Source organism: Serratia sp. (in: enterobacteria) (assembly GCF_052400455.1).
GTDB lineage: Bacteria > Pseudomonadota > Gammaproteobacteria > Enterobacterales > Enterobacteriaceae > Serratia > Serratia ureilytica.
In genome coordinates, this window is the sequence record NZ_CP185812.1 from 3,792,698 (window position 1) to 3,819,250 (window position 26,553).

Below are 26,553 nucleotides of genomic sequence, written 5' to 3' on the forward strand. Positions count from 1 at the left end.
GCCAGCAACTATGCCGCTAAAAAACACTGCAACGAACAAACCGCAGGAAATCGCCGCCATCGACCTCGGGTCGAACAGTTTCCACATGGTGATCGCCCGCGTCGTCAACGGCGCCTTACAGGTATTGGGCCGTTTAAAACAGCGGGTGCACCTCGCCGACGGATTGGACAGCAACAACGTACTCAGTGAAGAGGCGATAGAACGCGGCCTGGCCTGCCTGGCGCTGTTTGCCGAACGGCTGCAGGGCTTCCCGGCGGATAACGTCACCATCGTCGGGACCCACACCCTGCGCCAGGCGGTGAACGCCGAAGTGTTCCTCAAGCGCGCCGCCAAAGTGATCCCCTACCCGATCGAAATCATCGCCGGCCAGGAAGAAGCTCGCCTGATCTTCATGGGCGTGGAGCACACTCAACCGGAGAAAGGCCGCAAGCTGGTGATCGACATCGGCGGCGGCTCGACCGAGCTGGTTATCGGCGAAGACTTCGAGCCGCTGCTGGCGGAAAGCCGCCGCATGGGCTGCGTCAGCTTCGCCCAGCTGTTCTTCCCCGGCGGCGAGATCAGCAAAAACAACTTCCGCCGCGCGCGGCTGGCGGCGGCGCAGAAGCTGGAAACGCTGGCCTGGCAGTACCGCATTCAGGGCTGGCAGTACGCGCTGGGCGCCTCGGGCACCATCAAGGCCGCCCACGAAGTGCTGGTGGCGATGGGAGAAAAAGACGGTCTGATCACCCTCGAACGCCTGGAAATGCTCGCCGAACAGGTGCTGCAGTTCAAAAGCTTCAGCTCACTGAGCCTGCCGGGGCTGTCGGAAGATCGCCAATCGGTGTTCGTGCCGGGGCTGGCTATTCTGTGCGGCGTGTTCGATGCGCTGGCGATCCGCGATCTGCGCCTGTCTGACGGTGCGCTGCGCGAAGGCGTGCTGTATGAAATGGAAGGCCGCTTCCGCCACCAGGACATCCGCAGCCGCACCGCGAAAAGCCTGGCCGATCACTACAACATCGACCGCGAACAGGCCAAGCGGGTGCTGGAAACCACCGAACTGCTCTATTCGCAGTGGATGGCGCAAAACACCAAGCTGGTGCATCCGCAATTGGAAGCCCTGCTGAAATGGGCCGCCATGCTGCACGAAGTGGGGCTGAGCATCAACCACAGCGGCATGCATCGCCATTCGGCTTACATTCTGCAAAACTCCAATCTGCCTGGCTTTAACCAGGAACAGCAGCTGCTGTTGGCGGCGTTGGTGCGTTTCCACCGCAAGGCGATCAAGCTGGAAGAGCTGCCGCGCCTCAACCTGTTCAAAAAGAAACACTACCTGCCGCTGATCCAACTGCTGCGTCTGAGCACCCTGCTCAACAACCAGCGCCAGTCGACCACCACGCCGGAAACGCTGCGCCTGACCACCGACGACAACCACTGGACGCTGCGCTTCCCGGCCGGCTACCTGGCGCAAAACAACCTGGTGCAGTTGGACTTCGAGCGCGAGCAGGCCTACTGGAACGACGTCGTCGGCTGGAAGCTTCTGATCGACGAAGAAGGTTCGCAAGACGAACAACGCTCCGCCTGATCCCCCGCCCCCTGCCAGCCAGGGGGTTTTTCTTTCCGCCCCCGCTCCGCCAACCTAAACGAAACCCTAATACGGCGCGCCGCTCGCCGGAAAAAAATGGACAACTTTTGTCATCAGCGCCTAAAATCCGGTTACAAATTCTCGAGCGAATAACACAGGACACCGGCATACCGGGTGATATATGCGCAAGAAAACCACCGGACAGATGACGAAGATAGTGTTGTTTATCAGCTTTATCATTTTAGTCGGCCGACTGCTGTACGCCGCCGTGGTGGCGGTGCCTCATCATCAGGAAAAAAAGCAGGCCGCTGCGCAAAACGCCGCCGAAGTCAGCGCGCCGCAACAGGACGCCTCCTCTGAATAACCGCCGCGCCCCGTCCGTTTCATAAAAATGACTCCGGCACTCGCTATGCTCTATCTTTTAATGAGCCTGCGTCAGGAACGCCGAGCGCCCGTTAAGGAACACCATGTCAGCCGCAACCCATAACGTCAAAAAAGTCGCTGAACACCGCCAGCGCATTCTCACTCTGTTGTTGAACAATAAGGAATTGGTCGACGGCATTCTCGGCCGGCCAGGGGATGAACACGCCCTCAGCCAAAGCGAACTGCTGAACCAAACGGCGGAAATTACCGGCCTGCTTGACGACATGCACGCCGCCGACCTGGCGGACCTGCTGGAAGCGCTGCCGCAGGACGAACGCATGGCGTTGTGGCGGCTGGTGGGCAACAGCAAGCGCGGCCAGACGCTGGTGGAGGTCGCCGAACCGGTCTGGGACAGCCTGATCGAAGAAATGAGCGACAAAGACCTGCTCAAAGCGATCAAAACGCTGGACGTCGACGAGCAGGCCTACCTGGCGCAATACCTGCCGCGTAACCTGATGGGCCGGTTGCTGACCTCGCTGGAGCCGGAGCAGCGTGCCCAGGTGCGCGAGATGAGCCAGTACGCCAAAGACAGCGTCGGCTGGATGATGGATTTCGAACTGGTGACGGTGCGGCCGGACGTCACGCTCGGCGCGGTACATCGCTTCTTGCGCATGCGTAAAACCATCCCCGACGCCACCGATAAACTGTTCGTCACCGATCGCAAAAACACCCTGCTGGGCGAACTGCCGCTCACCGCAGTGCTGCTGAACGACCCGGAGATCCCGGTGCGCGAAGTGATGGACAGCGATCCCGCCACCTTTCAGCCCGAAGACAAGGCCGATGAAGCGGCCGGCGCGTTCGAACGTTACGACCTGATCAGCGCCCCGGTGGTTGATGCCAAAGGCAAACTGATGGGCCGCCTGACTATCGAAGAGATCGTCGACGCCGTCAACGAAGAGAGCGACACCAACCTGCGCCGCATGGGCGGTTTGAGCCCGGAAGAAGACGTGTTCGCCCCGGTCAGCAAGGCGGTCAAGACCCGCTGGGCCTGGCTGGCGATCAACCTCTGTACCGCGTTCGTCGCCTCGCGCGTGATTGGCCTGTTCGAACACACCATTTCCCAGTTGGTGGCGCTGGCGGCGCTGATGCCGATCGTCGCTGGCATCGGCGGCAACACCGGCAACCAAACCATCACCATGATTGTGCGCGCGCTGGCGCTGCACCAGATTGAAGTCGGCAACATCTCGCGCCTGATGCTCAGGGAGCTGGGCGTCGCCATCATCAACGGCGTGGTGTGGGGCGGCATCATGGGCGTGATCACCTGGCTGCTGTACGGCGACGCGGCGATGGGCGGCGTGATGACGCTGGCGATGCTGCTAAACCTGCTGCTGGCGGCGCTGATGGGCGTGGTGATCCCGATGACCATGCTCAAACTGGGCCGCGATCCGGCGGTCGGCTCGAGCGTGCTCATCACCGCGCTGACCGACACCGGCGGCTTTTTCATCTTCCTCGGCCTCGCCACTCTGTTCCTGCTGTAATACGCCAAAAGCCGGCCTCGCGCCGGCTTTTTCGTCATTCTGTCGCCGGGTTTGCGCTAACGCAGTAAAGTCGGCCCTCCCGGTAGGTTTTCCTCCCGCGCTGTACTACCCTTTTTCAATAAATCATCTTGATTCATCCACGTCATGAATCCAATCACAGGCAGAGGTCATCGGTAAGGATGTCTATGGATATCAGCGCGCCGAACGCGTTCGGCACACACAAAGGCGTTATGCTGACACATTCTCTGTTCGTGGCGCTGGCGACATTTTTGCTCGCCTTGCTGAGCCTGTCGTTATCCAGTGAGGCTCATCACTTCACGCCGCTGTGGTTCCCGACCGCCGCCGCGATCGCCGTACTGTATCGCCATCCCCCGCGTCATTGGGGTTTGCCGCTGCTGGCCAGCGGCACAGGCATCGTGCTCGCCAGCTTCCTGCTGTTCGGCCTCAGCGCCATTCCCGTCAAGCTGGCCGCCATCAACCTGCTGGAAGCGGCAGTGTGCGCTCTGCTGCTGCGCCGCACGCTGCCGGCGATCGATCCGCTGAGCGATCTGGGCTGTTGGCTGCGTTTCGTGGTCTGCGCGGTGATATTTACCCCATTGTTCAGCGCGCTGCTGGCCGCCGGACTGACCCCCACGCCGGACCAAACGTTTTGGCAATCGTTCGGCACCTGGTTCATCTCTGAGGCGATAGGGGTGCTGTCGCTGGCGCCGCTCGGGCTCACCTATCACCGCCGCCTGTTGGCCGGGCTGAATCCGTATCCGCTGCTATTGACCCTGATGGGCTCGCTGGCCTTCAGCTATCTGGCGCTGACACATCTGCCCTTCCCCTTTACCTTCGTCATCCTGCCGCTGCTGTGGGCGGCTATCGCGCTGTCGCGCTTCGAAACCTTCACCGTCTGTTTCTGCACTCTCTTGCTGATCACCGTCCTGCTGTCGCTGGGCCTGCTGCGCCTTCAGTCTTCCCAGCACACTTTCCTGGGCGAACTCGGCCTCTATCTGCCGATGTTGCTGATCCTGATCCCGGCGCACGCCATGGCGATGGTGATGCACACCTTCCGGGTGGAAAAGCAACATATCGTCGAGAGCGAAAGCCGCTTTCGCAGCGCGCTGGAGTATTCCGCCATCGGCATGGCGCTGGTGTCGCCGGAGGGCAAATGGCTGCAGGTTAACCAGGCGCTGTGCAAGCTGCTCGGCTATCCGCCCGAAAGACTTTATCGCCTGACCTTTCAAGAGATCACCCACCCGGACGATCTGAACGCCGACCTGACCCAACTGCACGAACTGCTCGACGGCCATATCAGCAGCTACACCATGGAGAAGCGCTATATCCGCAGCGACGGCCAGACGGTCTGGGCGCTGCTGGCGGTCTCGCTGGTGCGCGACGGCGAAGGCCGGCCGTTGTACTTCATCTCTCAGGTGGAGGACATCAGCGACCTTAAGCGCAGCGAGGCGGAGAACAACCGGTTGGTGGAACGCATCACGCTGGCCAACCAGGTGGGCGGCGTCGGCATCTGGGAATGGGTGATGAGCCAGGAAAACTTCACCTGGGATCAGCGCATGTTCGAACTCTACGATCTCACCCCCGACCAAACGCCGACGCTGGCGTTGTGGCGCACCCTGCTGGTGCCGGAAGATCGCGAGCGCACCGATCGCGAGCTGGCCGAGATCCTGGCGCAGCCGCGGCCATTCATCATGGAGTTTCGCATCACCACGCGCAGCGGCAAAGTGCGCCATATCCGCGGCCAGGGCAACGTGATCCTCGACGATCAGGGCCGGCCGCTGCGCCTGATCGGCACCAATATCGACATGACCGAGCTCAAGAGCCTCGCCGAGGCGCTGCACGAAGAGAAAGAGCGCCTGCACATCACCCTCGACGCCATCGGCGAAGGGGTGATCTCCACCGACAGCCACCTGCGCATCACCTTTATGAATCCGGTGGCGGAACAGATGTGCGGCTGGCCGCTCGATCTGGCGATCGGTATGCCCGTCGCCGGCGTGGTGCGCCTGACCAACGGCAAAGACGGCCCGGAAATCGAAAACCTCACGCAATACCCACGGCAATGGCCGGCGGATTATGCGCTGGTGCTACACAGCCGCGACGGGCGTTATTTCGACGTACAGCAGTCGGTCTCACCGCTGAAAACCCTCGACGGGGAAACCATGGGCGCGGTGATGGTGCTGCAGGACGTCACCGCCTCGCGCGAACTGATGAAAAAAACTCAGCTACAGCGCCTCGCACGATGCGCTGACCGGATTGCCGAACCGCACCCGCTTCGAGAAACAGCTGAAAGCGGCGATCGTCGCCGGCGGGGAACCGTCGCCGCCGCATTCGCTGGTGTTCCTCGATCTGGATCGGTTCAAGGCGGTGAACGACACCGCCGGCCATGCGGCGGGCGATGCCCTGCTGCGGGACATCGCCCAGTTGATGCGGCATCAGCTGCGCCATAGCGATTGCCTGGCCCGGCTGGGCGGCGACGAGTTCGGTCTGATCCTGTACGACTGCCGGCTGGAACAGGCCAAATCGCTGGTGCAGCAAGTGGTTAATCAAATCAGCCAGCACCCGTTCTACTGGGAAGGGAAGATTTACCGCGTCGGCGCCAGCGCCGGCATCACGCGCATCAGCGCCGACGCCAAAAGCAGCGAACTGCTGGCGCAGGCCGATATCGCCTGCTACACCGCCAAGCACCAGGGGCGCGGCCAGGTTTATCTGTACGAAACGCGGCAGAAACAGCTGCTGGAGCGGCAGCACGAGGTGCTGAGCCTGCAGGAAGTGCAGACGATCATCAGCGAGGGGCAACTGCGGCTGCTGACTCACGCGGTCGCGCCGCCGGCGACGCCGCTGTCGGCCGCGTTTCACCAGGTGAAGCTGCAGGTGATGGCGCCGGACGACCGCCCGCTGTCGCACGAGGCGTTCATCGCCGCCGCGCAGCTGTACGGCCTGATGCCGGACATCGACCGCTGGACGGCGGCGCAACTGCTGGTGAAATATGCCGACGACATCAAACGCAAAGGGCTGTCGCTCGCGTTGCCGCTGGCCATCGACAGCCTGCTGAGCACCGACTTCCAGCGCTACCTGACGGAAACGGTGCGCGCTTCCTCGCTGCCGCCGCAGGCGCTGCTGTTCAGCGTCGATGAGGCCGCGATACTGGAGCACGTCGCGCAGTGTCGGGCATTTCTCCGCGAACTGCAGCAGCAGGGCTGCCGGCTGATCGTCAACGGCTTCGGGCATAACATCAATGCGTTCGATGAGCTCAGCGACCAGCGGATCGACATCATTCGCATCGATGAGCGCTTTATCACCAACGTGCACTGCAACCAGATGGACGAGCTGATGGTCTCGATGCTCAACGGCGCGGCGCATCGCATTAAAGCGCAGACCTTCGCCGGACCGGCTCACCAGCCGGTGACGCTGCAGGCGCTGCGCGACATTGGCGTCGATCTGGCGGACGGCGACCAGGTGGCGCTGGAGCAGCCGCTGGCGGTGTTGCTCAGCGACGGCTATTTCGGCATCCGTTAACCCTCTCCCCCCTCTCAGGCGCCGTCTCCCGGGCGGCGCCTCGCATCTCGTTCGTTACATGATATTAACCAAGACAAGATTAGTGATATAAATAACACCTGAAGCTTAAACGATTAAGTAAGATGAAATCCCCATGCGAACATCGACGTATCCGTTGATTTTCCTCGACAGGTGATGGCTCAGAGACAAGGGACTATGGAAAAGAAATGGTTTTCCGCCAGGGAACTGATGGGTAAGGCGGGGTTGCCCTCAACCCCGCAAGGGGTCAATTTGATGGCCCGGCGCGAAGGCTGGGTCAGTCGCCGCCGCAGCGGCGTACAGGGCAAAGCGCTGGAATACCATATCGACAGTCTGCCGTTCGGCGCGCGCAGCCTGTCGGCGTTGCGCGAAACCGACCATCCGGATTACGACGTCAAACGTCAGGATCCGGTACGGGTCTGGATCGAGTATTACTATCACCTCACGCCGGCCGAACGGGAAAAGCTGCTGGCGTTCCTGATGCGTGAAGGCATGAGCCGCCTGCTGCAGCTGATCGAGTCTCCCCGCTAGCCGCGTTCAACTCTCCGCTTCCGGCGCCCAGCCGCCGTTGTGCCATAGATGCAGCGTGGCGTAAGAGCGCCACGGGCGCCAGCGCTCGGCGTAGCGTTCAATCTGGCGCGGCGTCATGCCGGGGAAACGCTGTTTGATCAGGTAGTCGCCGGCCAGGAACACGTCCGGCCACGACCAGGCGCGCATCGCGATATAGCTGGCGGTCCAGTTGCCGATGCCCGGCAGCGCGGTCAGCGCCTTGATGCCCTGTTCGATATCCAGCACGTTGTCGAGCTGCAGCCGCCCTTCCCCCAGCGCGCGGGCGATCTCGATCAGCGCCGCCGCACGCTTCACTTGCACCCCGAGCGGGCGCAGTTCTTCAGGCTGCAGCTGCGCCACCCGTTCTGCCGTGGGGAAAACGTGGGTGATGCCCTCATGCGGCGTCGCCAGCGCTTCGCCCCAGCGTTCGGCCATCCGCCCGGCGAAGGTCGCCGCCATTTTCACGCTGACCAACTGCCCCAGCACCGCACGCGCCGCCTGCTCGAAACTGTTCACGCAGCCCGGCAGGCGCAGCCCCGGCGCATCGGCCGCCAGCGAGCCCAGCGCCTCATTGATGCGATCCGGCGCGGCGTCCAGATCAAACAGCAGGCGCACCCGGCGCAACACCTCCGTCGTCACCAGACTGAGCGTCGGCGCAATCTCGACCCGAACCCGATTGCGCGCCTCTTCCGGCTGCACGCTGAGCCAGCCGCGGTGTTCCGTGCCGCCCTGGCTGACGGCGATCGAGCGCAGGTAGCGGCGCCCCTCGACCCGCTCCACGCCCTGCACGACGCGCGCCTGCAAGAAATTCAGCATGCGCGCCCAGTCATAGGGCGGCCGATAGCCCAGGTGAAACACCAACCCGCTGGCGGCGGCCCGTTCACCGCGTGCGCCGCCGCTGCGCAGCGCCGACGGGATCAGGCGGTAACGCGCCTTGAACAGCTCGTTGAAACGCCGCAGGCTGCCGAAACCGGCGGCGAACGCCACCTCGCTGAGCGGCAGGTCGGTGTCCGCCAGCAGGCGCTTGGCCTGTAGCAACCGGTGCGACTGCGCGTAATCGATCGGCGAGGCGCCAAACTGTTCGGCGAAGATGCGTCGCAGATGGCGATCGGAAATGCCCAGCCGCGCCGCCAGCGCTTCGCAGCTGTGTTCGGACAGATACCCCTGCTCGATGAGCTGCACCGCCACCTGGGCATAGCGGTTGCCCAGATCGATCAGCGCCAGGCCGGGCGCCAGTTCCGGTCGGCATTTGAGGCAGGGGCGAAACCCCGCCAGTTCAGCCGCCGCCGCGCTCGGATAAAAGGTGCAGTTTTCCAGCTTCGGCGTGCGGGCGCTGCACACCGGGCGACAATAGATGCCGGTGGAAGAGACGCCGACGAAAAAACGGCCGTCGAATTTGCGGTCACGCGCGCGCAGCGCGTCGTACAACGCTTGCTGTTGAGTATTCATGGCAACGCTCGGGTTCGGTTTTTTCTGCATTATGGGACTCGGCTAGCGCGCTGACGTGCGGAATTCGGACATTAAGTTACGCACCTTCCCACCGTCCAGATTAGCGATTGTCTTTAATGATTATGCGTCTGAACAGCGTTCAGACGCACCATTTTCACCGCCACCGACATAAAGCCCCGCTGCCCGACGACTTATTGCCCCTGGCGCGGTACCCCCAATGCCCGGCGCATCAGCCCATCGAAGGCGCGATCGGACAACAAGCGCCGCAGAAAAATCAGCGGTTTCGCGCCAAACCCCACGGCATAGCGCGTTTTCGGACGATGGGCGACGACGGCTTTGGCGATCGTATCGGCAATCACGCTCGGCGGCGATTGCCGTTTCTTGCTGGCGTCGCTGACCATGGCGTGGGCGACAGCGTGAGCCTGAGCGGCGTACTCGCTCTGGCCGGAAACGCCGATCAGTTTTTCCGCGGCGATATCCGCCCATTCACTCTGGATGCCGCCGGGTTCGATCACCACGACGTCGATGCCGAAAGGTTGTACCTCCATGCGCAAACAGTCGCTGATGGCCTCCAAGGCGAATTTGGTGCCGTGATACCATCCGCCCAGCGGCGTATGTATTTTCCCGCCCATCGACGTAATATTGATGACGGTGCCGGAGCGCTGCGCTCGCATGTGCGGCAAAATCAGCTGCGTCAGCCGAACCGCACCGAACACATTCACATCAAATTGAGCGCGAGCCTCATCCGCAGAAACGTCTTCAATAGCGCCATAGGAGCCGTAACCGGCGTTATTGACCAACACATCGATACGCCCCGTTTCGGCGATGATGGTCTTTACCGCCTGCGCCATGGAAGCATCGTCGGTGACGTCCAACGGCAAAACGCGAATGCCGGCGGCAGCCAGAGCCTGCATGCGTTCAACCCGGCGGGCGGCCGCATAAACGGTATGCCCGCGCTGCTTTAACGTGACGGCGGTGGCTTCGCCAATACCGGACGAGGCGCCGGTCACCAGGATCACTTTGGACTTCATACTGACTGCTCCTTATTAGGATGATTGCGTTGGCGACTGCCTGCGCAGTCTGTATGTTGTCCACTTTAAGCGGCGGGCCCTGCCGCAACCATGTCGAACCGCGCCAATCAACTCGCAGAATGCGCCAATGTGAACAGCGCCTCTCGGCTAATTCAGCCGCATCGCCTGGCGAGCCGCTTCCGGCGTTTGCCCTGTCCATTCGTGAAAGGCGCGGAAGAAAGAGTTCGGCTCTTCAAAACCGAGCAAAAAGGCAATCTCTCCGCTGGTAAGGGTCGAATGCTTAAGATAGTGGCGCGCCAATTTTTCCCGGGTGCCGTTGCTCAGCGAACGAAAACTCTCGCCCTCATCTTCCAGACGCCGCTGCAGCGTCCGGCGGCTCATGCCCAATCTTGCCGCCACCGCATCGATGCCGGCGGTATTGCTGGGAATCAACTCCAGCAGCACCGCACAAACGCGCTCTCCGGTGGTTGCCGTGGCGTCCAGTTCACTGAGGCGACGACGCAGCTCGGGTTCGAAAACGCGCCACATGCCCTCATTCACTGTCAAAAAGGGACGCAAGGCATCTGCGGAGGAGAAAGTAATGCCCGGCCCTGCCCCAGGCGTTACCGCGCAGCCGAAGAAGGCTGCCAAGGGGCGTGAAAGGGCTGCAGGCGGCAGTTCAGGCAAGGTGATACGGCGCGCTTTTACCGGTTCGCGCGTGGCAAGCTGCGCCAGCCGAACATAAAATGCCAGCTCAGCCACCAGCAAAGACGCCGGTACTGCCTCCTCCGCCAACAGCCAGCGGGGTAAAATCGTCATTTCGCCTTCAGGGCCGATGGCGAGCTCCAGGCTCATCGGCGCCGTAAGTTGCTTGTATTTCGCTAACCGCTGGACAGCTTGCGCCAGATTGGCGCTGCACAGGGCGGCGAATATCGGAGGGTCAAACGATTCCGTTGACATCAGCTCAACGATTTTCAACGGAAACAACGGGTCGCCCGTTCCTTCCTCCATCGCGCGCCAGAAGCGGAAATATTCTTCCGTAGTGATCCCTTCAGCGGTGCGTGACAACAGATCTTCAGGCAATGCAGCCCGGCGTAAAACATCCGTCGGCTGGAGCCCCAGATCTTTCAGCAGGGTTCTCCAGCCGATATTCATGAGAAAGGTCGAGTTGCGCGTCATGAAATCCTCATCACAGAGTCATAGGGAAAGGCATTCCCCGCTCGGAATACCTGTTGAGTATAAAGAAATGGCGTGCGTCTTGATGGGCGAAGCACGCCATTTTCATAGCCGACTGTGCCATTGCTGCGGCTTGAGCGTTATCCGCACTGAGAAAGTTCGCGCACGCCGCCGCGCCCGCTAAATTTTTCGACACTCGCGCATTGGCGCATTGCCCGCCGGCCCCGTCTCGGGTAAAGTCGCCCCCCTTCATTGGCATGGGGACAAAAAAGAGATGTTTATTGGATTCGATTACGGGACAGCCAACTGTTCCGTTGCAGTGATGCGCGACCACGGCCCCGAGCTGTTGACGCTGGAAAACAACGCGCCCTATCTGCCTTCGATGCTGTGCGCGCCGACCCGCGAAGCGGTGAGCGAATGCCTGCACCGCCATTGGCAGATCCCGACCGGCAGCGAAGAAAACCAGCAGCTGCTGCGCCGCGCCATCAGTTACAACCGCGAAGAAGACATTCCGGTCAACGGCGACAGCGTGCTGTTCGGCCTGCAGGCGCTGGCGCACTATATGGAAGATCCGGAAGAGGTGTATTTCGTGCGCTCGCCGAAGTCCTTCCTCGGCGCCAACGGCCTGAAACCACAGCAGATCGCGCTGTTCGAAGACCTGGTGTGCGCCATGATGTTCCACATCAAACGCCAGGCGGAAAATGTGCTGCAAACCGGCATCGATCAGGCGGTGATCGGCCGGCCGATCAACTTCCAGGGCATCGGCGGCGACGAAGCCAACCGGCAGGCGCAGGGCATTCTGCAACGCGCCGCCGAACGCGCCGGTTTCAAGGACATTGAATTCCAGTTCGAGCCGGTGGCGGCGGGGCTGGACTTCGAAGCGACGCTTAGCGAAGAGCAAACCGTGCTGGTGGTGGACATCGGCGGCGGCACCACCGACTGCTCGGTGCTGCTGATGGGGCCGCAGTGGCGCAACCGCGCCGATCGCCAGCAGAGCCTGCTGGGCCACAGCGGCTGCCGGGTCGGCGGTAACGATCTGGACATCATGCTGGCCTTCAAGCAGCTGATGCCGCTGTTCGGCCTGGGCGGCGAAACCGCGAAAGGCATCGCCCTGCCGGCGCTACCTTACTGGAACGCGGTGGCGACCAACGACGTGCCGGCGCAAAACGATTTCTACAGCGCCGCCAACGGCCGCGTGCTGCGCGATCTGATCCTCGACGCGGCAGAGCCGGAAAAGGTCAAGCGCCTGCTGAAAGTGTACCAGCAGCGCCTGAGCTACCGATTGGTGCGGGCGGCCGAAGAGAGTAAGATCGCCCTGTCCGGCCAAACGGCCATCAGCGCGCCGCTCAATTTCGTGCAGGCCGATCTGGCGGAGAACATCAGCCAGGATCAGCTCGCCGACGCCATCTCGCAGCCGTTGATGCGCATTCAGGAGCAGGTCAGCGCCGCGCTGGCCAGCAGCCAGACCGCGCCGCAGGTGATCTACCTGACCGGCGGCAGCGCGCGTTCGCCGCTGCTGCGCGCCGCGCTGCAACAACAGCTGCCGGGCATTCCGATCGTCGGCGGCAATGACTTCGGCTCGGTCACCGCCGGGCTGGCGCGCTGGGCGCAAACGCTGTTCCGTTGACAGCCCGCGGGCGCGGCTCGCCGCGCCCTTGTTCATTGGAGGCTATGCATCATGTCGACCATCCTTACCCTCGACAGCGCCAGGCTGCGGCTGCGCCCCTGGCGCGACGACGACCTGCCGGCCTTCGCCGCGCTCAACGCCGATCCGCAGGTCATGCGCTATTTCCCGGCGACGATGACGGCCGAGGAAAGCCGCGCGCAGGCCGAACGCATCCGCGCTTTCCTGCAACAGCACGGCTGGGGGCTGTGGGCGGTGGAAGTGAAAAGCGGCGCGCCTTTTATCGGTTTTGTCGGGCTGGCGCGGCCGGGCGACGATCTGCCTTGCTCCCCCTGCGTGGAGATCGGCTGGCGGCTGGCGGCGGCCCACTGGGGCAACGGCTACGCCGCTGAGGCGGCGCGCGCCGCGCTGGCGTGCGCCTTCGACACGCTGCATTTGCCGGAAGTGGTGTCCTTCACCGCCGAAGATAACCAGCCGTCGCGCCGGGTGATGACGCGCATCGGTATGCGCTTCGACGGCGAAACCTTCCTGCACCCGCGTCTGCCGGCGGGCCATCCGCTGCAAAAGCACGTCTTGTACCGGCTGAATCGACAAACGTGGCGCGAACGCCACGGCGATTAATACAGCGTATCCTTCAGTCGCTGCGGCAGCGCGCTGTCGTACTCCTCACCGTCGAAGCGCGTTTGGCTCACCGCGGCCAAAATATGGCCGGGGCTGGGCAGCGCCGAACGCTGCAGGCGGCTGGCCTCTTCCCATAACCCCGAACGCAAGATCGCCCGGCTGCACTGGAAGAACACCGCCTCCACCCGAATGCGCAGCACCGAACGCGGCAGCTGGTTGCGGTGGGCGAAGCGCTGCAACACCGCCGGCGCCACCACGATCTCCGCCCGCCCGTTAATCCGCAGCGTTTCGCCGATGCCGGGGATCAGCAGCAGCAGCGCCACCCGGTTGTCGTGCAGGATATTGCGCAGGCTATCGATGCGGTTATTGCCGCGCCGATCCGGCAACAGCAGGGTTTTCTCGTCTTCGATATGAATGAAACCGGCCGGATCGCCGCGCGGCGAGACGTCCATGCCGTCCGGCCCCACCGTCGAGAGGGCGGCGAACGGCGCCGCCTCGATAAACGGACGGTACGCCGGGTGGATGTAGCTGACTTCTTTAAAAACCGAGGGCGCGGCAGGCTTGCCGTACAGCTGTTCCAGCGCCGCGAGGTCGTTGATGATATCGCCAGACATTGCAGTTTCCTGAATGAGTCATATTGACCCCTTCAGCATAGAGCAAAATCGCCGGCGGCTCTTACTCGGCGCTGGCGTGGTTCAGCGTCTGAATGTCGTCCGCATCCAGCGTCAGACGCGTGGCGCTGACCAACTCATCCAGCTGCGACAACGAGGTGGCGCTGACGATCGGCGCGGTGATGCTCGGGCGCGCGATCAGCCAGGCCAGCGAGACCTGCGCCGCAGAGACGCCGTGTTTGCCCGCCACCTGATCCAGCGCCGCCAGGATGCGGAAACCGCGCGGGTTCAGGTAGCGTTCGACGATGCGATCGCCGCGCTGACTTTTGCCCTCATCTGCTTTGCTGCGGTATTTGCCGGTCAGAAAGCCGCTGGCCAGCGCGAAGAAGTTGATCACCCCGAGGCCATGGCGCTGCGCCACCCCCTCCAGCTCGGCTTCATACCCTTCGCGCGCATACAGATTGTATTCCGGCTGCAGGGTTTCGTAGCGCGCCAATCCGTTGCTCTCGCTCACCCGCAGCGCTTCTTCCAGGCGATCCGCCTGATAGTTGGAGGCGCCGATCGCCCGCACCTTGCCGGCCTTAATCAACGCATCGAACGCCGCCAGCGTCTCTTCCAACGGCGTATCGCGGTCATCGTCATGCGACTGATAAAGATCGATATAATCGGTTTGCAGGCGCCGCAGCGAATCTTCCACCGCCTGCTGAATATAGCGCGGCGACAGACCCTGTTTGCCTTCGCCCATCGGTTTGCCCACCTTGGTGGCGATGATCACCTTGTCGCGCTTGCCGCTCTTCTTCAGCCATTCGCCGATGACGGTTTCCGATTCGCCGCCCCGGTTGCCCGGCGCCCAGCTGGAATAAACGTCGGCGGTATCGATAAAGTTGAGCTGATTGTCCACCAGCGCATCCAGCAGGCTGAACGAGGTCGCTTGATCCGCCGTCCAACCGAACACATTGCCGCCAAAGGTCAACGCCGGCACCTGAATGCCTGAGCGGCCCAATTCTCTGTTGCTCATCACCTGCTCCTGTGGGAAAAGATTCGCGGGTTAATTATTAGCGCCAACCAGGATAGAACGCTAAAACGGATTGGCTATAAGCTGAAACCAATCACTTATAAACATAGCACGCTCAAATCACCCACTTATTAGGACAATGCTGACGGTTCCTCCATATTTCCTTCATTTTTATGCCGTCCCCGCTGGCTAAACTAGTATCCTGTAAGGAGTGTCATTTTTGTGGCAATGAGTGCCCGCCCCCCTGCCTTTTGGAGAGAATTTTCGCCGCCATGAATGCAAAACCCCAACGCCGTTCCCTGATGCCGCGCCTGCTGGTTGCGGCCATCCTGGTCATCGCCGCCGTCTTCGCCTGGCGTTATTTTAACGCCGCTCAACCGCCGGCCGGCACGGCCCCGGGCGCGCAGCAGGCCGGCGGCAAAGCGGGGGCCGGTCGCGCGGCGGGCGGGCGGCGCGGCGCGCCGATGTCGCCGGTGCAGGCCGCGACGGCCACGCAACAGACGGTGCCGCGCTATCTTTCCGGCTTGGGCACCGCCACCGCCGCCAATACCGTCACCGTCACCAGCCGGGTCGACGGCCAACTGATGGCGATCCACTTTACCGAAGGCCAGCAGGTCAAAGCCGGCGATCTGCTGGCAGAAATCGATCCCCGGCCGTTCCAGGTGCAACTGACCCAGGCGCAGGGGCAGTTGGCGAAAGATCAGGCCACGCTGGCCAACGCCCGGCGCGATCTGGCGCGCTACCAGCAATTGGTGAAAACCAATCTGGTTTCCCGTCAAGAGCTGGATACGCAGGCCTCGCTGGTGCAGCAAACCGAAGGCGCCATCAAAGCCGATCAGGGCGCGGTCGACAGCGCCAAACTGCAGATCACCTACAGCCGCATCACTGCGCCAATCGACGGCCGCGTCGGGTTGAAACTGGTCGACGTCGGCAACTACGTCACCAGCGGCAGCACCACCGGTTTGGTGGTGATCACGCAGACGCACCCGATCGACGTGGTGTTCACGCTGCCCGAAGGCAACATCGCCGATCTGCTCAAGGCGCAAAAAGCCGGGCCGGTGAGCGTCGAAGCCTGGGATCGCACCAACCAGAACAAGCTGACGACCGGTTCGCTGCTGAGCCTGGACAACCAAATTGATACCGCCACCGGCACCATCAAGCTGAAAGCGCGCTTCGCCAACGAAGACGACGCGCTGTTCCCCAACCAGTTCGTCAACGCGCGGCTGCAGGTGGATACCCTGCACGATGCGGTGGTGATCCCGACCGCCGCGCTGCAGATGGGCAACGAAGGCAACTTCGTCTGGACGCTCAGCGAAGACAACAAGGTCAGCAAACACCGGGTCACCGCCGGCGTGCAGGATAGCCGGCAGGTGGTGATCAGCGCCGGCCTCAACGCCGGCGATCGGGTGGTGACCGACGGCATCGATCGCCTGACCGAAGGCATGCAGGTGGAAGTGCTGGCGCCGAACGACGCGCCTGCGGCGTCAAAAGCCAAGCGCGAACCTGACGTTCAGAGGAAGTCCTGATGCAGGTGATGCCACCGACCCGCGGCGGCGGCCCTTCCCGCCTGTTTATCCTGCGCCCGGTCGCCACCACCCTGCTGATGGTGGCGATACTGCTGGCGGGGATCATCGGCTATCGCGCGCTGCCGGTTTCCGCGTTGCCGGAAGTGGACTACCCGACCATCCAGGTGGTGACGCTGTATCCCGGCGCCAGCCCGGACGTGGTCACCTCCGCCATTACCGCGCCGCTGGAACGCCAGTTCGGCCAGATGTCCGGCCTGAAGCAAATGGCGTCGCAAAGCTCCGGCGGCGCCTCGGTGGTGACGCTGCAATTCCAGCTGGCGCTGCCGCTCGACGTCGCGGAGCAGGAAGTGCAGGCGGCGATCAACGCCGCCACCAACCTGCTGCCGAACGATCTGCCCTACCCGCCGATTTACAGCAAGGTTAACCCGGCCGATCCGCCGATCCTGACGCTGGCCGTCACCTCCACCGCCATGCCGATGACGCAGGTGGAAGACATGGTGGAGACGCGCGTGGCGCAGAAAATCTCTCAGGTGACCGGCGTCGGCCTGGTGACCCTGGCCGGCGGCCAACGCCCGGCGGTGCGTGTAAAACTGAACGCCGCGGCGGTCGCCGCCTATGGTCTGAACAGCGAAACCATCCGCACCGCCATCAGCAACGCCAACGTCAACTCGGCGAAAGGCAGCCTGGACGGCCCGACCCGCTCGGTCACCCTGTCCGCCAACGACCAAATGAAATCCGCCGACGACTATCGCCAGCTGATCGTCGCCTATCAGAACGGCGCGGCGATCCGCCTGCAGGATATCGCCACCATCGAACAAGGGGCGGAAAATACCCGACAGGCGGCCTGGGCCAACCAGCAACAGGCGATCGTGCTGAACATTCAGCGCCAGCCCGGCGTCAACGTCATCACCACCGCCGACAGCATCCGCGAAATGCTGCCGACGCTGATTAAAAGCCTGCCCAAGTCGGTCGACGTCAAGGTGTTGACCGATCGCACCACCACCATCCGCGCCTCGGTCAGCGACGTGCAGTTCGAGCTGCTGCTGGCGATCGCGCTGGTGGTAATGGTGATCTACGTGTTCCTGCGCAACGTGCCGGCGACCATTATCCCCAGCGTGGCGGTGCCGCTGTCGCTGGTCGGCACCTTCGCCGCCATGTATTTCCTCGGCTTCTCCATCAATAACCTGACGCTGATGGCATTAACCATCGCCACCGGTTTCGTGGTGGATGACGCCATCGTGGTGATCGAGAACATCTCGCGCTACATCGAGAAAGGGGAAAAACCGCTCGACGCCGCGCTGAAAGGGGCTGGCGAGATCGGCTTCACCATCATCTCGCTGACCTTCTCGCTGGTGGCGGTGCTGATCCCGCTGCTGTTCATGGGCGACATCGTCGGCCGCCTGTTCCGCGAGTTCGCCGTGACGCTGGCGGTGGCGATTTTGATCTCCGCCGTGGTATCGCTGACGCTGACGCCGATGATGTGCGCCCGCATGCTCAGCCACGAATCGCTGCGCAAGCAGAACCGCTTCTCCGCCGCCTCTGAGCGCTTTTTCGAGCGCGTGATCGCGCGATACGGCCAGTGGCTGAAAACGGTGCTTAACCACCCCTGGCTGACGCTCGGCGTGGCCGTGGGCACCCTGGCGCTGACGGTGTTGCTGTACCTGCTGATCCCGAAAGGCTTCTTCCCGGTGCAGGACAACGGCATCATTCAGGGCACGCTGGAGGCGCCGCAGAGCGTTTCGTTCAGCAATATGGCCGAGCGCCAGCAGCAGGTCGCGGCGCAGATCCTCAAAGATCCGGCGGTGGAGAGCCTGACCTCGTTCGTCGGCGTCGACGGCAGCAACGCCACGCTCAACAGCGGCCGGCTGCAGATCAACCTGAAGCCGCTGAGCGAACGCAGCGACCGCATTCCGGCGATCATCAGCCGGTTGCAGCAGCAAACGGCGCAGTTCCCCGGCGTGAAGCTGTACCTGCAGCCGGTGCAGGATCTGACCATCGATACCCAGGTCAGCCGCACCCAGTACCAGTTCACCCTGCAGGCGATGTCGCTGGACGATCTCAGCCTGTGGGTGCCGCAGCTGATGGATGAGCTGAAGCGCACCCCGCAGCTGGCGGACGTCACCAGCGATTGGCAGGATCAGGGGCTGGTCGCCTACGTCAACGTCGATCGCGATTCGGCCTCGCGCCTCGGCGTCACCATGAGTGACGTGGACAATGCGCTGTACAACGCCTTCGGCCAACGTCTGATCTCCACCATCTACACCCAGGCCAATCAATACCGGGTGGTGCTGGAGCACGACGTCAGCGCGACGCCGGGGCTGGCGGCGCTCAATGAGATCCGTCTGAGCGGCAAGGACGGCGCCGTGGTGCCGCTGAGCGCCATCGCCAAAATCGAAGAACGGTTCGGCCCGCTGTCGGTCAACCACCTCGACCAATTCCCGTCGGCCACCGTCTCGTTCAACGTCGCCGCCGGCTACTCGCTCGGCGAAGCGGTAGACGCGGTCACCCAGGCGGAAAAAAATCTCGCCATGCCGAAAGACATCACCACACAATTCCAGGGCGCGACGCTGGCCTTCCAAGCGGCGCTCGGCAGCACGCTGTGGCTGATTTTGGCGGCGGTGGTGGCGATGTATATCGTGCTGGGCGTGCTGTATGAAAGCTTCATTCATCCGGTGACCATCCTCTCCACCCTGCCGACCGCCGGGGTCGGCGCGCTGCTGGCGCTGATGCTGGCCGGCAGCGAACTGGACGTGATCGCCATCATCGGCATTATCCTGCTGATCGGCATCGTGAAGAAGAACGCCATCATGATGATCGACTTCGCGCTGGCGGCGGAACGCGAACAGGGCTTATCGCCGCGCGACGCCATTTATCAGGCCTGCCTGCTGCGTTTCCGGCCGATCCTGATGACCACGCTGGCGGCCTTGCTCGGCGCGCTGCCGCTGATGCTCAGCACCGGCGTCGGCGCGGAGCTGCGGCATCCGCTCGGCGTCTGTATGGTCGGCGGCCTGATCATGAGCCAGATCCTGACGCTGTTCACCACGCCGGTGATCTACCTGCTGTTTGACAAACTGGCGCGCAACACGCATCGCCAGCCGGATACGCAGGAGCTGCCGTGAAATTCTTCGCCCTGTTCATTCACCGGCCGGTGGCCACCACCCTGCTGACGCTGGCCATCGCCATCAGCGGCGCGATCGGTTTTCGCCTGCTGCCGGTGTCGCCGCTGCCGCAGGTGGATTTTCCGGTGATTTCGATCAGCGCGTCGCTGCCGGGCGCCTCGCCGGAAACCATGGCCTCCTCGGTGGCGACGCCGCTGGAACGCGCGCTGGGCCGCATCGCCGGGGTCAATGAAATGACCTCGATGAGCTCGCTCGGCAGCACCCGGGTGATTTTGCAGTTCGATCTCAGCCGCGACATCAACGGCGCCGCGCGCGACGTGCAGGCGGCGATTAACGCCGCGCAAAGCCTGTTGCCGACCGGCATGCCGAGCCGCCCCAGCTATCGCAAGGTCAACCCTTCCGACGCGCCGATCATGATCCTGACGCTGACGTCGGACACCTACAGCCAGGGGCAGCTTTACGACTTTGCGTCCACCCAGCTGGCGCAGAAGATCAGCCAGACCGAAGGCGTCGGCGACGTTTCCGTGGGCGGCAGCTCGCTGCCGGCGGTGCGGGTAGAGTTGAACCCTTCGGCGCTGTTCAATCAGGGTGTTTCGCTGGATGCCGTGCGGCAGGCCATCAGCAACGCCAACGTGCGCCGCCCGCAGGGCGCCGTCGAAAACCCGCAGCAACGTTGGCAAATCCAGGCCAACGACGCGCTGAAAACCGCCGACGCCTACCGCCCGCTGATCGTTCATTACAACAACGGTTCGGCGGTGCGGCTCGGCGACGTGGCCGAGGTCAAAGATTCGGTGCAGGACGTGCGCAACGCCGGGATGACCGACGCCAAGCCGGCGATCGTTCTGGCCATCAGCCGCGCGCCGGACGCCAACATCATCGAAACCGTCGATCGCATTCGCGCCGAGCTGCCCGCGCTGCAGGAAAACATTCCGGCCGCAATCTCGCTCAACGTCGCGCAGGATCGCTCGCCGACCATTCGCGCGTCGCTGGCCGAGGTCGAACAGTCGCTGGCGATCGCTATCGGGCTGGTGATCCTGGTGGTGTTCATCTTCCTGCGCTCCGGCCGCGCCACACTGATCCCGGCGGTCGCCGTGCCGGTGTCGCTGATCGGCTCGTTCGCCGCCATGTACCTGTGCGGCTTCAGCCTCAACAACCTGTCGCTGATGGCGCTGACCATCGCCACCGGCTTTGTGGTGGACGACGCCATCGTGGTGCTGGAAAACATTTCCCGCCACGTCGAGGCCGGCATGAAACCGATCAACGCCGCGCTGCTGGGCGCGCGGGAAGTCGGTTTCACCGTGCTGTCGATGAGCGTTTCGCTGGTGGCGGTGTTTATCCCGCTGCTTCTGATGGCGGGCCTGCCCGGCCGGCTGTTCCGCGAATTCGCCGTCACCCTGTCGGTGTCGATCGGGCTGTCGCTGATCGTCTCGCTGACGCTCACGCCGATGATGTGCGCCTATCTGCTGCGCCACCAGCCGGCGCGTTCGCAGCGGCGCGCGCGCGGCTTCGGCAAAATGCTGCTGGCGCTGCAGCAGGGTTACGGACGCTCGCTGAACTGGGTGCTTGGCCACTCGCGCTGGGTGCTGGCGGTGTTCCTCGCCACCATTGCGCTCAACGTCTGGCTGTATATCAGCATCCCGAAAACCTTCTTCCCCGAACAGGATACCGGCCGCCTGATGGGCTTTATCCAGGCCGATCAGAGCATCTCGTTCCAGGCGATGCGCGGCAAACTGGAAGATTTCATGAAAATCGTGCGCGAAGATCCGGACGTGGAAAACGTCACCGGCTTTACCGGCGGCTCGCGCACCAACAGCGGCTCGATGTTCATCTCACTGAAACCGCTGTCGGTGCGCAGCGACGACGCGCAGAAAGTGATCGCCCGCCTGCGCGCTCGCCTGGCCAAAGAACCGGGCGCCAGCCTGTTCTTGATGGCGGTGCAGGATATCCGCGTCGGCGGCCGCCAGGCCAACGCCAGCTACCAATATACGCTGCTGGCGGATGACCTCGCCGCGCTGCGCGACTGGGAACCGAAGATCCGCGCCGCGCTGGCGGCATTGCCCGAGCTGGCGGACGTCAACTCGGATCAGCAGGATAAAGGCTCGGAGATGGATCTGGTCTACGATCGCGAGACCATGGCGCGCCTCGGCATTTCGGTGTCCGACGCCAACAACCTGTTGAACAACGCCTTCGGCCAGCGACAGATTTCGACCATCTATCAACCGCTCAACCAATACAAAGTGGTGATGGAAGTGGCGCCGCCTTACACTCAGGACGTCAGCTCGCTGGACAAAATGTTCATCATCAACAACGAAGGCAAGGCGATACCGCTCTCCTACTTCGCCAGTTGGCGACCGGCCAACGCGCCGCTGTCGGTCAACCATCAGGGGCTGTCCGCCGCCTCAACCATCTCCTTTAACCTGCCGGACGGCGGCAGCCTGTCGGACGCCACCGCCGCTGTCGAGCGCACCATGACTCAGCTCGGCGTGCCGTCCACGGTGCGCGGCGCCTTCGCCGGCACCGCCCAGGTGTTCCAGGACACCCTGAAGTCGCAGCTGCTCCTGATCCTGGCGGCGATCGCCACGGTGTATATCGTGCTCGGCGTGCTGTACGAGAGCTATATCCATCCGCTGACCATCCTCTCCACCCTGCCTTCCGCGGGCGTGGGGGCGCTGTTGGCGCTCGAGCTGTTCGGCGCGCCGTTCAGCCTGATCGCGCTGATCGGCATCATGCTGTTGATCGGCATCGTGAAGAAAAACGCCATCATGATGGTCGACTTCGCGCTCGAGGCGCAGCGCAACGGCGGCATCAGCGCCCGCGAGGCGATTTTCCAGGCCAGCCTGCTGCGCTTCCGGCCGATCCTGATGACCACGCTGGCGGCGCTGTTCGGCGCGCTGCCGCTGGTGTTGACCAGCGGCGACGGTGCGGAGCTGCGCCAGCCGCTCGGCATCACCATCGCCGGCGGTCTGGTGATGAGCCAGCTGCTGACGCTGTACACCACGCCGGTGGTCTATCTTTACTTCGACCGGCTGCAGGCGAAGTTCCGCCGCAACAAGCAGCTGGCCCCGCTGCCGCACTAATGGCCGACCGATGCTGATGAAACACGCCGCCACGGTACGTTGGCAACTCTGGATAGTGGCGTTCGGCTTCTTTATGCAGACGCTGGATACCACTATCGTCAATACCGCCCTGCCCTCGATGGCCGCCAGCCTGGGGGAGAACCCGCTGCGCATGCAGTCGGTGATCGTCGCCTATGTGCTGACGGTGGCGGTGACGCTGCCGGCCAGCGGCTGGCTGGCGGACAAGGTCGGCGTACAGCGGGTGTTTTTCAGCGCCATTGTGCTGTTTACCCTCGGCTCCCTCCTCTGCGCCCGCTCGGCAACCCTGAACGAGCTGATCGCCTCGCGCGTGCTTCAGGGCATCGGCGGCGCGATGATGGTGCCGGTCGGCCGCCTGACGGTGATGAAGATCGTGCCGCGCGAGCAGTACATGGCGGCGATGACCTTCGTGACGCTGCCAGGCCAGATCGGCCCGCTGATGGGGCCGGCGCTGGGCGGACTTCTGGTGCAATACGCCAGCTGGCACTGGATTTTCCTGATCAATATTCCGGTGGGCATCGTGGGCGCCATCGCCACGCTGCTGCTGATGCCCAACTACCAAATGCAGACCCGCCGCTTCGATCTCAGCGGCTTTTTCCTGCTGGCGATCGGCATGGCGTCGCTGACGCTGGCGCTCGACGGCCACAAAGGCATGGGCCTGACCGGCGGCGCCATCGCCGGCCTGGTGGCGCTGGGCGCGGCGGCGTTGTTGGGGTATGTTTGGCATGCCTACGGCAATAGCCGCGCCCTGTTCTCGCTGCGGCTGCTGCGCACCCCGACCTACAAGATCGGGCTGCTGGCCAGTCTGCTGGGGCGCATCGGCAGCGGCATGCTGCCGTTCATGACACCGCTGTTTCTGCAGGTGGGCATGGGCTTCACGCCGTTCCACGCCGGGCTGATGATGATCCCGATGATCATCGGCAGCATGGGCATGAAGCGCATCGTGGTGCAGGTGGTCAACCGCTTCGGCTACCGCAACGTGCTGGTGGCCGCCACGCTGCTGCTGGCGCTGGTCAGCCTGAGTTTCCTGCTGGCGGCGATGCTCGGCTGGCTGTGGCTGCTGCCGGTGATACTGTTCTTCCAGGGGATGGTCAACGCATTGCGCTTCTCGGCGATGAATACCCTGACGCTGAAAGACCTGCCGGACCGCCTGGCCAGCAGCGGCAACAGCCTGTTGTCGATGGTCATGCAGCTGTCGATGAGCCTCGGCGTCAGCGTCGCCGGCATCTTGATCGGCAGCTTCGCCCATCACCAGGCGGTGGCCGACAGCCCGGCCATCCACAGCGCATTTATTTACAGCTACTGCTGTATGGCGTTGATTATCGCCCTGCCCGCGCTGGCCTTCGCGCGCGTGCCGGCGGATAGCGCGCCTAACCGCACGCTGGCCAAAGAGCCGGGCACCGGCTCAACGAGGTTGCAATGAAGATAGGCATTACCGGGAAGCTGTTCCTGGCCATTTTCGCCACCTGCATGCTGGTGTTGATCACCATGCACTGGGGGGTGCGCGTCAGCTTTGAGCGCGGTTTTATCGACTACATCAAGAGCAGTAACGAGCAGCGCATCAACATGCTGAGCGAAGCGCTGGAGGAGCAGTACAGCCATCATGGCAACTGGATATTCCTGCGCAACAACGATCAGGTGGTCTACCAAATCATGCGTTCGTTCGAGCAGAACAGCGACAGCAGCCACAACCTGCCGCCCAAAGGCTGGCGCACCCAGTTTTGGGTGGTGGACAGCCAGTTCAATCGGCTGGTCGGGCATTCCGGCCCGTTGCCGAAAGAGGGGCCGCGCCACCCGATCCGCTACAACAACGAGATCGTCGGTTGGGTGCTCACTACCCCGGTCGAACGCCTGACGCGCAATACCGACATCAACTTCGATCGCCAGCAGCGCCGCACCAGCTGGATCATCGTCGCGCTCTCCACCCTGCTGGCGGCGGCGGTGACCTGGCTACTGTCGCGCGGCATGCTGGCCCCGGTTAAACGCCTGGTGGCGGGCACCCATCGATTGGCGGCGGGCGACTTCACCGCCCGCGTGGCGGTCAGCAGCCAGGATGAGCTGGGCAGGCTGGCGCACGACTTCAACCAGTTGGCCACCTCGCTGGAGAAAAATGAACAGATGCGCCGCGCCTTTATGGCCGACGTGTCGCACGAACTGCGCACGCCGTTGGCGGTGCTGCGCGGCGAGCTGGAGGCGCTGCAGGACGGCGTGCGCCAGCCGACGCCCGCGTCGCTCAGCTCGCTGCAGGCCGAGGTGTCCACCCTGACCAAACTGGTCGACGACCTGCACCAGCTTTCGCTCTCCGATCTCGGCGCGCTGGCCTATCGCAAATCGTCGGTGGACTGCGTGCATCTGCTGCAGATCGCCGTCGCCGCCTTCCGCGAGCGCTTTCGCGCCAAAGGGCTGGAGATCGTCACCCATCTGCCGCCCCAGGCGCCGCTGTTCGGCGATCCCGATCGCCTGAATCAACTGTTCAATAACCTGTTGGAAAACAGCCTGCGCTACACCGATGCCGGCGGCCGGCTGGAAATCAGTGCCGAGCTGCAGCCGGGGCGGCTATCCCTCTGCTGGCAGGACAGCGCGCCAGGCATCAGCGATCAGCAACTGACGCGCATTTTCGAACGTTTCTACCGGGCGGAAGGCTCGCGCAACCGCGCCAGCGGCGGTTCCGGTTTGGGGCTGGCGATCTGCCACAACATCGTGGAAGCGCACGACGGAAAAATCCGCGCCGAGCATTCGCCTTTAGGCGGCGTGCGCATTACAGTAGAATTTGCTACCCCGATAAAAAATAAGGCGCCCTGATGGACATTCAGAATCAACCCGTGCAGATCATGATTGTTGAAGATGAGCCCAAGCTGGGCCAGCTGCTGGTGGATTATCTGCAGGCGGCGGGCTACGCCACCCGTTGGCTGACCAACGGCAACGAAGTGGTGCCGACCGTGCACCAGCATCCGCCGGCGCTGATCTTGCTCGATCTGATGCTGCCGGGCGCCGATGGGCTGACGGTGTGCCGCGAGCTGCGCCGCTTCAGCGACGTGCCGATCGTGATGGTGACGGCGAAAATCGAAGAGATTGACCGCCTGCTGGGGCTGGAGATCGGCGCCGACGATTACATCTGCAAACCCTACAGCCCGCGCGAAGTGGTGGCGCGGGTGAAAACCATTCTGCGCCGCAGCTATCGGCCGCAGGAGAATGCGCGGGAAGATGACCTGCTGCACATCGATGAACCGCGTTTCCAGGCCAGCTATCAGGGGCAGTTGCTGGATCTGACGCCGGCGGAGTTCCGCCTGCTGAAAACGTTGGCCAGCCAGCCGGGCAACGTATTTTCGCGCGAGCAGCTGCTGAACAACCTGTATGACGACTATCGGGTGGTCACCGACCGCACCATCGACAGCCACATCAAAAACCTGCGCCGCAAGCTGGAGCTGATCGACGGGCAAAAATCCTTTATCCGCTCGGTATACGGCGTCGGTTACCGCTGGGAAGCCGAGCCCTGCCGGCTGGTGAATGGGGTTTAGGGGAGAGAATCGACCGCGTTCCACCAAGGCGCGCGGTCAGCCACACCCTGTTGTCGCTCATCCGACAGCAGGAAGTCGTGTGGTAGGGCTGTGTTAGCGATCATTCTCAACAGAGGCTCCCAATCTTTATCGCTGCCCTCGCTTTTATCATTTCCTACTGACCGTTCGATTTTTTCCATCCTTGGCGCTCCTGTGCAAAATTTACCCTATTTTATCTCTGCGAGGTGAACCCGCCAAGATGAAA

18 protein-coding genes and 1 pseudogene are annotated in these 26,553 nt (G+C 62.9%); 13 read left to right on the forward strand and 6 right to left on the reverse strand.

Annotation, left to right across the window (positions count from 1 at the left end):
* Positions 1 to 10 precede the first annotated feature (10 nt).
* The 5 genes and pseudogenes from ppx (at position 11) to ACORQT_RS18435 (ending at position 7,527) form a co-directional block, all read left to right on the forward strand.
* On the forward strand, positions 11 to 1,561 hold the full coding sequence (gene ppx / locus ACORQT_RS18415) for an exopolyphosphatase (RefSeq protein WP_033632396.1): 1,551 nt from the start codon (positions 11 to 13) through the stop codon (positions 1,559 to 1,561).
* Positions 1,562 to 1,742: 181 nt separating this feature from the next.
* Complete coding sequence (locus ACORQT_RS18420) at positions 1,743 to 1,925, forward strand: YfgG family protein (RefSeq protein WP_004941600.1); 183 nt, start codon at positions 1,743 to 1,745, stop codon at positions 1,923 to 1,925.
* Between the two features lie 103 nt (positions 1,926 to 2,028).
* A complete protein-coding gene (gene mgtE / locus ACORQT_RS18425; protein WP_015378729.1) occupies positions 2,029 to 3,462 on the forward strand; it encodes a magnesium transporter in 1,434 nt (477 codons plus the stop codon).
* A 185-nt stretch (positions 3,463 to 3,647) separates the two neighbouring features.
* Positions 3,648 to 6,978: pseudogene (locus ACORQT_RS18430) on the forward strand (diguanylate cyclase).
* Between the two features lie 195 nt (positions 6,979 to 7,173).
* Positions 7,174 to 7,527, forward strand: coding sequence for a DNA-binding protein (locus ACORQT_RS18435; protein WP_033644048.1), 354 nt, complete (start codon positions 7,174 to 7,176; stop codon positions 7,525 to 7,527).
* A 6-nt stretch (positions 7,528 to 7,533) separates the two neighbouring features.
* Here ACORQT_RS18435 and alkA read toward each other — a convergent pair whose 3' ends face one another.
* From alkA to ACORQT_RS18450, 3 genes are all read right to left on the reverse strand, one after another.
* Complete coding sequence (gene alkA / locus ACORQT_RS18440) at positions 7,534 to 9,024, reverse strand: DNA-3-methyladenine glycosylase 2 (protein ID WP_444859257.1); 1,491 nt, start codon at positions 9,022 to 9,024, stop codon at positions 7,534 to 7,536.
* A 161-nt stretch (positions 9,025 to 9,185) separates the two neighbouring features.
* Positions 9,186 to 10,025 carry an oxidoreductase gene (locus ACORQT_RS18445; RefSeq protein WP_042785188.1) on the reverse strand — a complete coding sequence of 280 codons (840 nt, stop codon included), beginning with the start codon at positions 10,023 to 10,025 and terminating at the stop codon, positions 9,186 to 9,188.
* A 147-nt stretch (positions 10,026 to 10,172) separates the two neighbouring features.
* A complete protein-coding gene (locus tag ACORQT_RS18450) occupies positions 10,173 to 11,183 on the reverse strand; it encodes an AraC family transcriptional regulator ligand-binding domain-containing protein (RefSeq protein ID WP_444859258.1) in 1,011 nt (336 codons plus the stop codon).
* A 271-nt stretch (positions 11,184 to 11,454) separates the two neighbouring features.
* Here ACORQT_RS18450 and yegD point away from each other — a divergent pair, with 271 nt between their 5' ends.
* Both yegD and ACORQT_RS18460 read left to right on the forward strand, forming a co-directional pair.
* Complete coding sequence (gene yegD, locus ACORQT_RS18455; protein ID WP_033644053.1) at positions 11,455 to 12,807, forward strand: molecular chaperone; 1,353 nt, start codon at positions 11,455 to 11,457, stop codon at positions 12,805 to 12,807.
* A 51-nt stretch (positions 12,808 to 12,858) separates the two neighbouring features.
* Positions 12,859 to 13,425, forward strand: coding sequence for a GNAT family N-acetyltransferase (locus ACORQT_RS18460; protein WP_033651544.1), 567 nt, complete (start codon positions 12,859 to 12,861; stop codon positions 13,423 to 13,425).
* On the opposite strand, the gene ACORQT_RS18465 is transcribed toward ACORQT_RS18460, so the two are convergent.
* Positions 13,422 to 14,039 carry a pyridoxamine 5'-phosphate oxidase family protein gene (locus ACORQT_RS18465; RefSeq protein ID WP_197752461.1) on the reverse strand — a complete coding sequence of 206 codons (618 nt, stop codon included), beginning with the start codon at positions 14,037 to 14,039 and terminating at the stop codon, positions 13,422 to 13,424. The genes ACORQT_RS18460 and ACORQT_RS18465 overlap by 4 nt on opposite strands.
* A 61-nt stretch (positions 14,040 to 14,100) precedes the next feature.
* Complete coding sequence (locus ACORQT_RS18470; protein ID WP_240289951.1) at positions 14,101 to 15,054, reverse strand: aldo/keto reductase; 954 nt, start codon at positions 15,052 to 15,054, stop codon at positions 14,101 to 14,103.
* A gap of 269 nt (positions 15,055 to 15,323) precedes the next feature.
* On the opposite strand from ACORQT_RS18470, the gene ACORQT_RS18475 reads away from it, so the two are divergent.
* The 6 genes from ACORQT_RS18475 to baeR are packed head-to-tail and all read left to right on the forward strand — an operon-like array spanning position 15,324 to position 26,309.
* Positions 15,324 to 16,577 (forward strand): MdtA/MuxA family multidrug efflux RND transporter periplasmic adaptor subunit, encoded by a 1,254-nt coding sequence (locus ACORQT_RS18475; protein ID WP_033644057.1) that lies wholly within the window; start codon positions 15,324 to 15,326, stop codon positions 16,575 to 16,577.
* Positions 16,577 to 19,696 carry an MdtB/MuxB family multidrug efflux RND transporter permease subunit gene (locus ACORQT_RS18480; RefSeq protein ID WP_444859259.1) on the forward strand — a complete coding sequence of 1,040 codons (3,120 nt, stop codon included), beginning with the start codon at positions 16,577 to 16,579 and terminating at the stop codon, positions 19,694 to 19,696. The genes ACORQT_RS18475 and ACORQT_RS18480 overlap by 1 nt, the downstream gene beginning before the upstream one ends.
* Complete coding sequence (mdtC, locus tag ACORQT_RS18485; RefSeq protein WP_047025608.1) at positions 19,693 to 22,773, forward strand: multidrug efflux RND transporter permease subunit MdtC; 3,081 nt, start codon at positions 19,693 to 19,695, stop codon at positions 22,771 to 22,773. Before ACORQT_RS18480 ends, mdtC begins: the two co-directional genes overlap by 4 nt.
* 10 nt (positions 22,774 to 22,783) lie before the next feature.
* A complete protein-coding gene (gene mdtD, locus ACORQT_RS18490; protein WP_164106906.1) occupies positions 22,784 to 24,214 on the forward strand; it encodes a multidrug transporter subunit MdtD in 1,431 nt (476 codons plus the stop codon).
* Complete coding sequence (gene baeS, locus ACORQT_RS18495; protein WP_033644061.1) at positions 24,211 to 25,593, forward strand: two-component system sensor histidine kinase BaeS; 1,383 nt, start codon at positions 24,211 to 24,213, stop codon at positions 25,591 to 25,593. The genes mdtD and baeS overlap by 4 nt, the downstream gene beginning before the upstream one ends.
* Positions 25,593 to 26,309, forward strand: a complete 717-nt coding sequence (gene baeR / locus ACORQT_RS18500; protein ID WP_033644062.1) for a two-component system response regulator BaeR — start codon at positions 25,593 to 25,595, stop codon at positions 26,307 to 26,309. Before baeS ends, baeR begins: the two co-directional genes overlap by 1 nt.
* Here baeR and ACORQT_RS18505 read toward each other — a convergent pair.
* A complete protein-coding gene (locus ACORQT_RS18505) occupies positions 26,306 to 26,488 on the reverse strand; it encodes a hypothetical protein (protein ID WP_046687632.1) in 183 nt (60 codons plus the stop codon). The genes baeR and ACORQT_RS18505 overlap by 4 nt on opposite strands.
* Positions 26,489 to 26,553: the final 65 nt, after the last annotated feature.

Excerpts from the sequence above, each read along its gene's own strand:
- ppx (WP_033632396.1), top strand. The coding sequence starts at position 11 with ATGCCGCTAAAAAACACTGCAACGAACAAACCGCAGGAAATCGCCGCC.
- ACORQT_RS18420 (WP_004941600.1), top strand. The coding sequence starts at position 1,743 with ATGCGCAAGAAAACCACCGGACAGATGACGAAGATAGTGTTGTTTATC.
- mgtE (WP_015378729.1), top strand. The coding sequence starts at position 2,029 with ATGTCAGCCGCAACCCATAACGTCAAAAAAGTCGCTGAACACCGCCAG.
- ACORQT_RS18435 (WP_033644048.1), top strand. The coding sequence starts at position 7,174 with ATGGAAAAGAAATGGTTTTCCGCCAGGGAACTGATGGGTAAGGCGGGG.
- alkA (WP_444859257.1), bottom strand. The coding sequence starts at position 9,024 with ATGCAGAAAAAACCGAACCCGAGCGTTGCCATGAATACTCAACAGCAA.
- ACORQT_RS18445 (WP_042785188.1), bottom strand. The coding sequence starts at position 10,025 with ATGAAGTCCAAAGTGATCCTGGTGACCGGCGCCTCGTCCGGTATTGGC.
- ACORQT_RS18450 (WP_444859258.1), bottom strand. The coding sequence starts at position 11,183 with ATGACGCGCAACTCGACCTTTCTCATGAATATCGGCTGGAGAACCCTG.
- yegD (WP_033644053.1), top strand. The coding sequence starts at position 11,455 with ATGTTTATTGGATTCGATTACGGGACAGCCAACTGTTCCGTTGCAGTG.
- ACORQT_RS18460 (WP_033651544.1), top strand. The coding sequence starts at position 12,859 with ATGTCGACCATCCTTACCCTCGACAGCGCCAGGCTGCGGCTGCGCCCC.
- ACORQT_RS18465 (WP_197752461.1), bottom strand. The coding sequence starts at position 14,039 with ATGTCTGGCGATATCATCAACGACCTCGCGGCGCTGGAACAGCTGTAC.
- ACORQT_RS18470 (WP_240289951.1), bottom strand. The coding sequence starts at position 15,054 with ATGAGCAACAGAGAATTGGGCCGCTCAGGCATTCAGGTGCCGGCGTTG.
- ACORQT_RS18475 (WP_033644057.1), top strand. The coding sequence starts at position 15,324 with ATGAATGCAAAACCCCAACGCCGTTCCCTGATGCCGCGCCTGCTGGTT.
- ACORQT_RS18480 (WP_444859259.1), top strand. The coding sequence starts at position 16,577 with ATGCAGGTGATGCCACCGACCCGCGGCGGCGGCCCTTCCCGCCTGTTT.
- mdtD (WP_164106906.1), top strand. The coding sequence starts at position 22,784 with ATGCTGATGAAACACGCCGCCACGGTACGTTGGCAACTCTGGATAGTG.
- baeS (WP_033644061.1), top strand. The coding sequence starts at position 24,211 with ATGAAGATAGGCATTACCGGGAAGCTGTTCCTGGCCATTTTCGCCACC.
- baeR (WP_033644062.1), top strand. The coding sequence starts at position 25,593 with ATGGACATTCAGAATCAACCCGTGCAGATCATGATTGTTGAAGATGAG.
- ACORQT_RS18505 (WP_046687632.1), bottom strand. The coding sequence starts at position 26,488 with ATGGAAAAAATCGAACGGTCAGTAGGAAATGATAAAAGCGAGGGCAGC.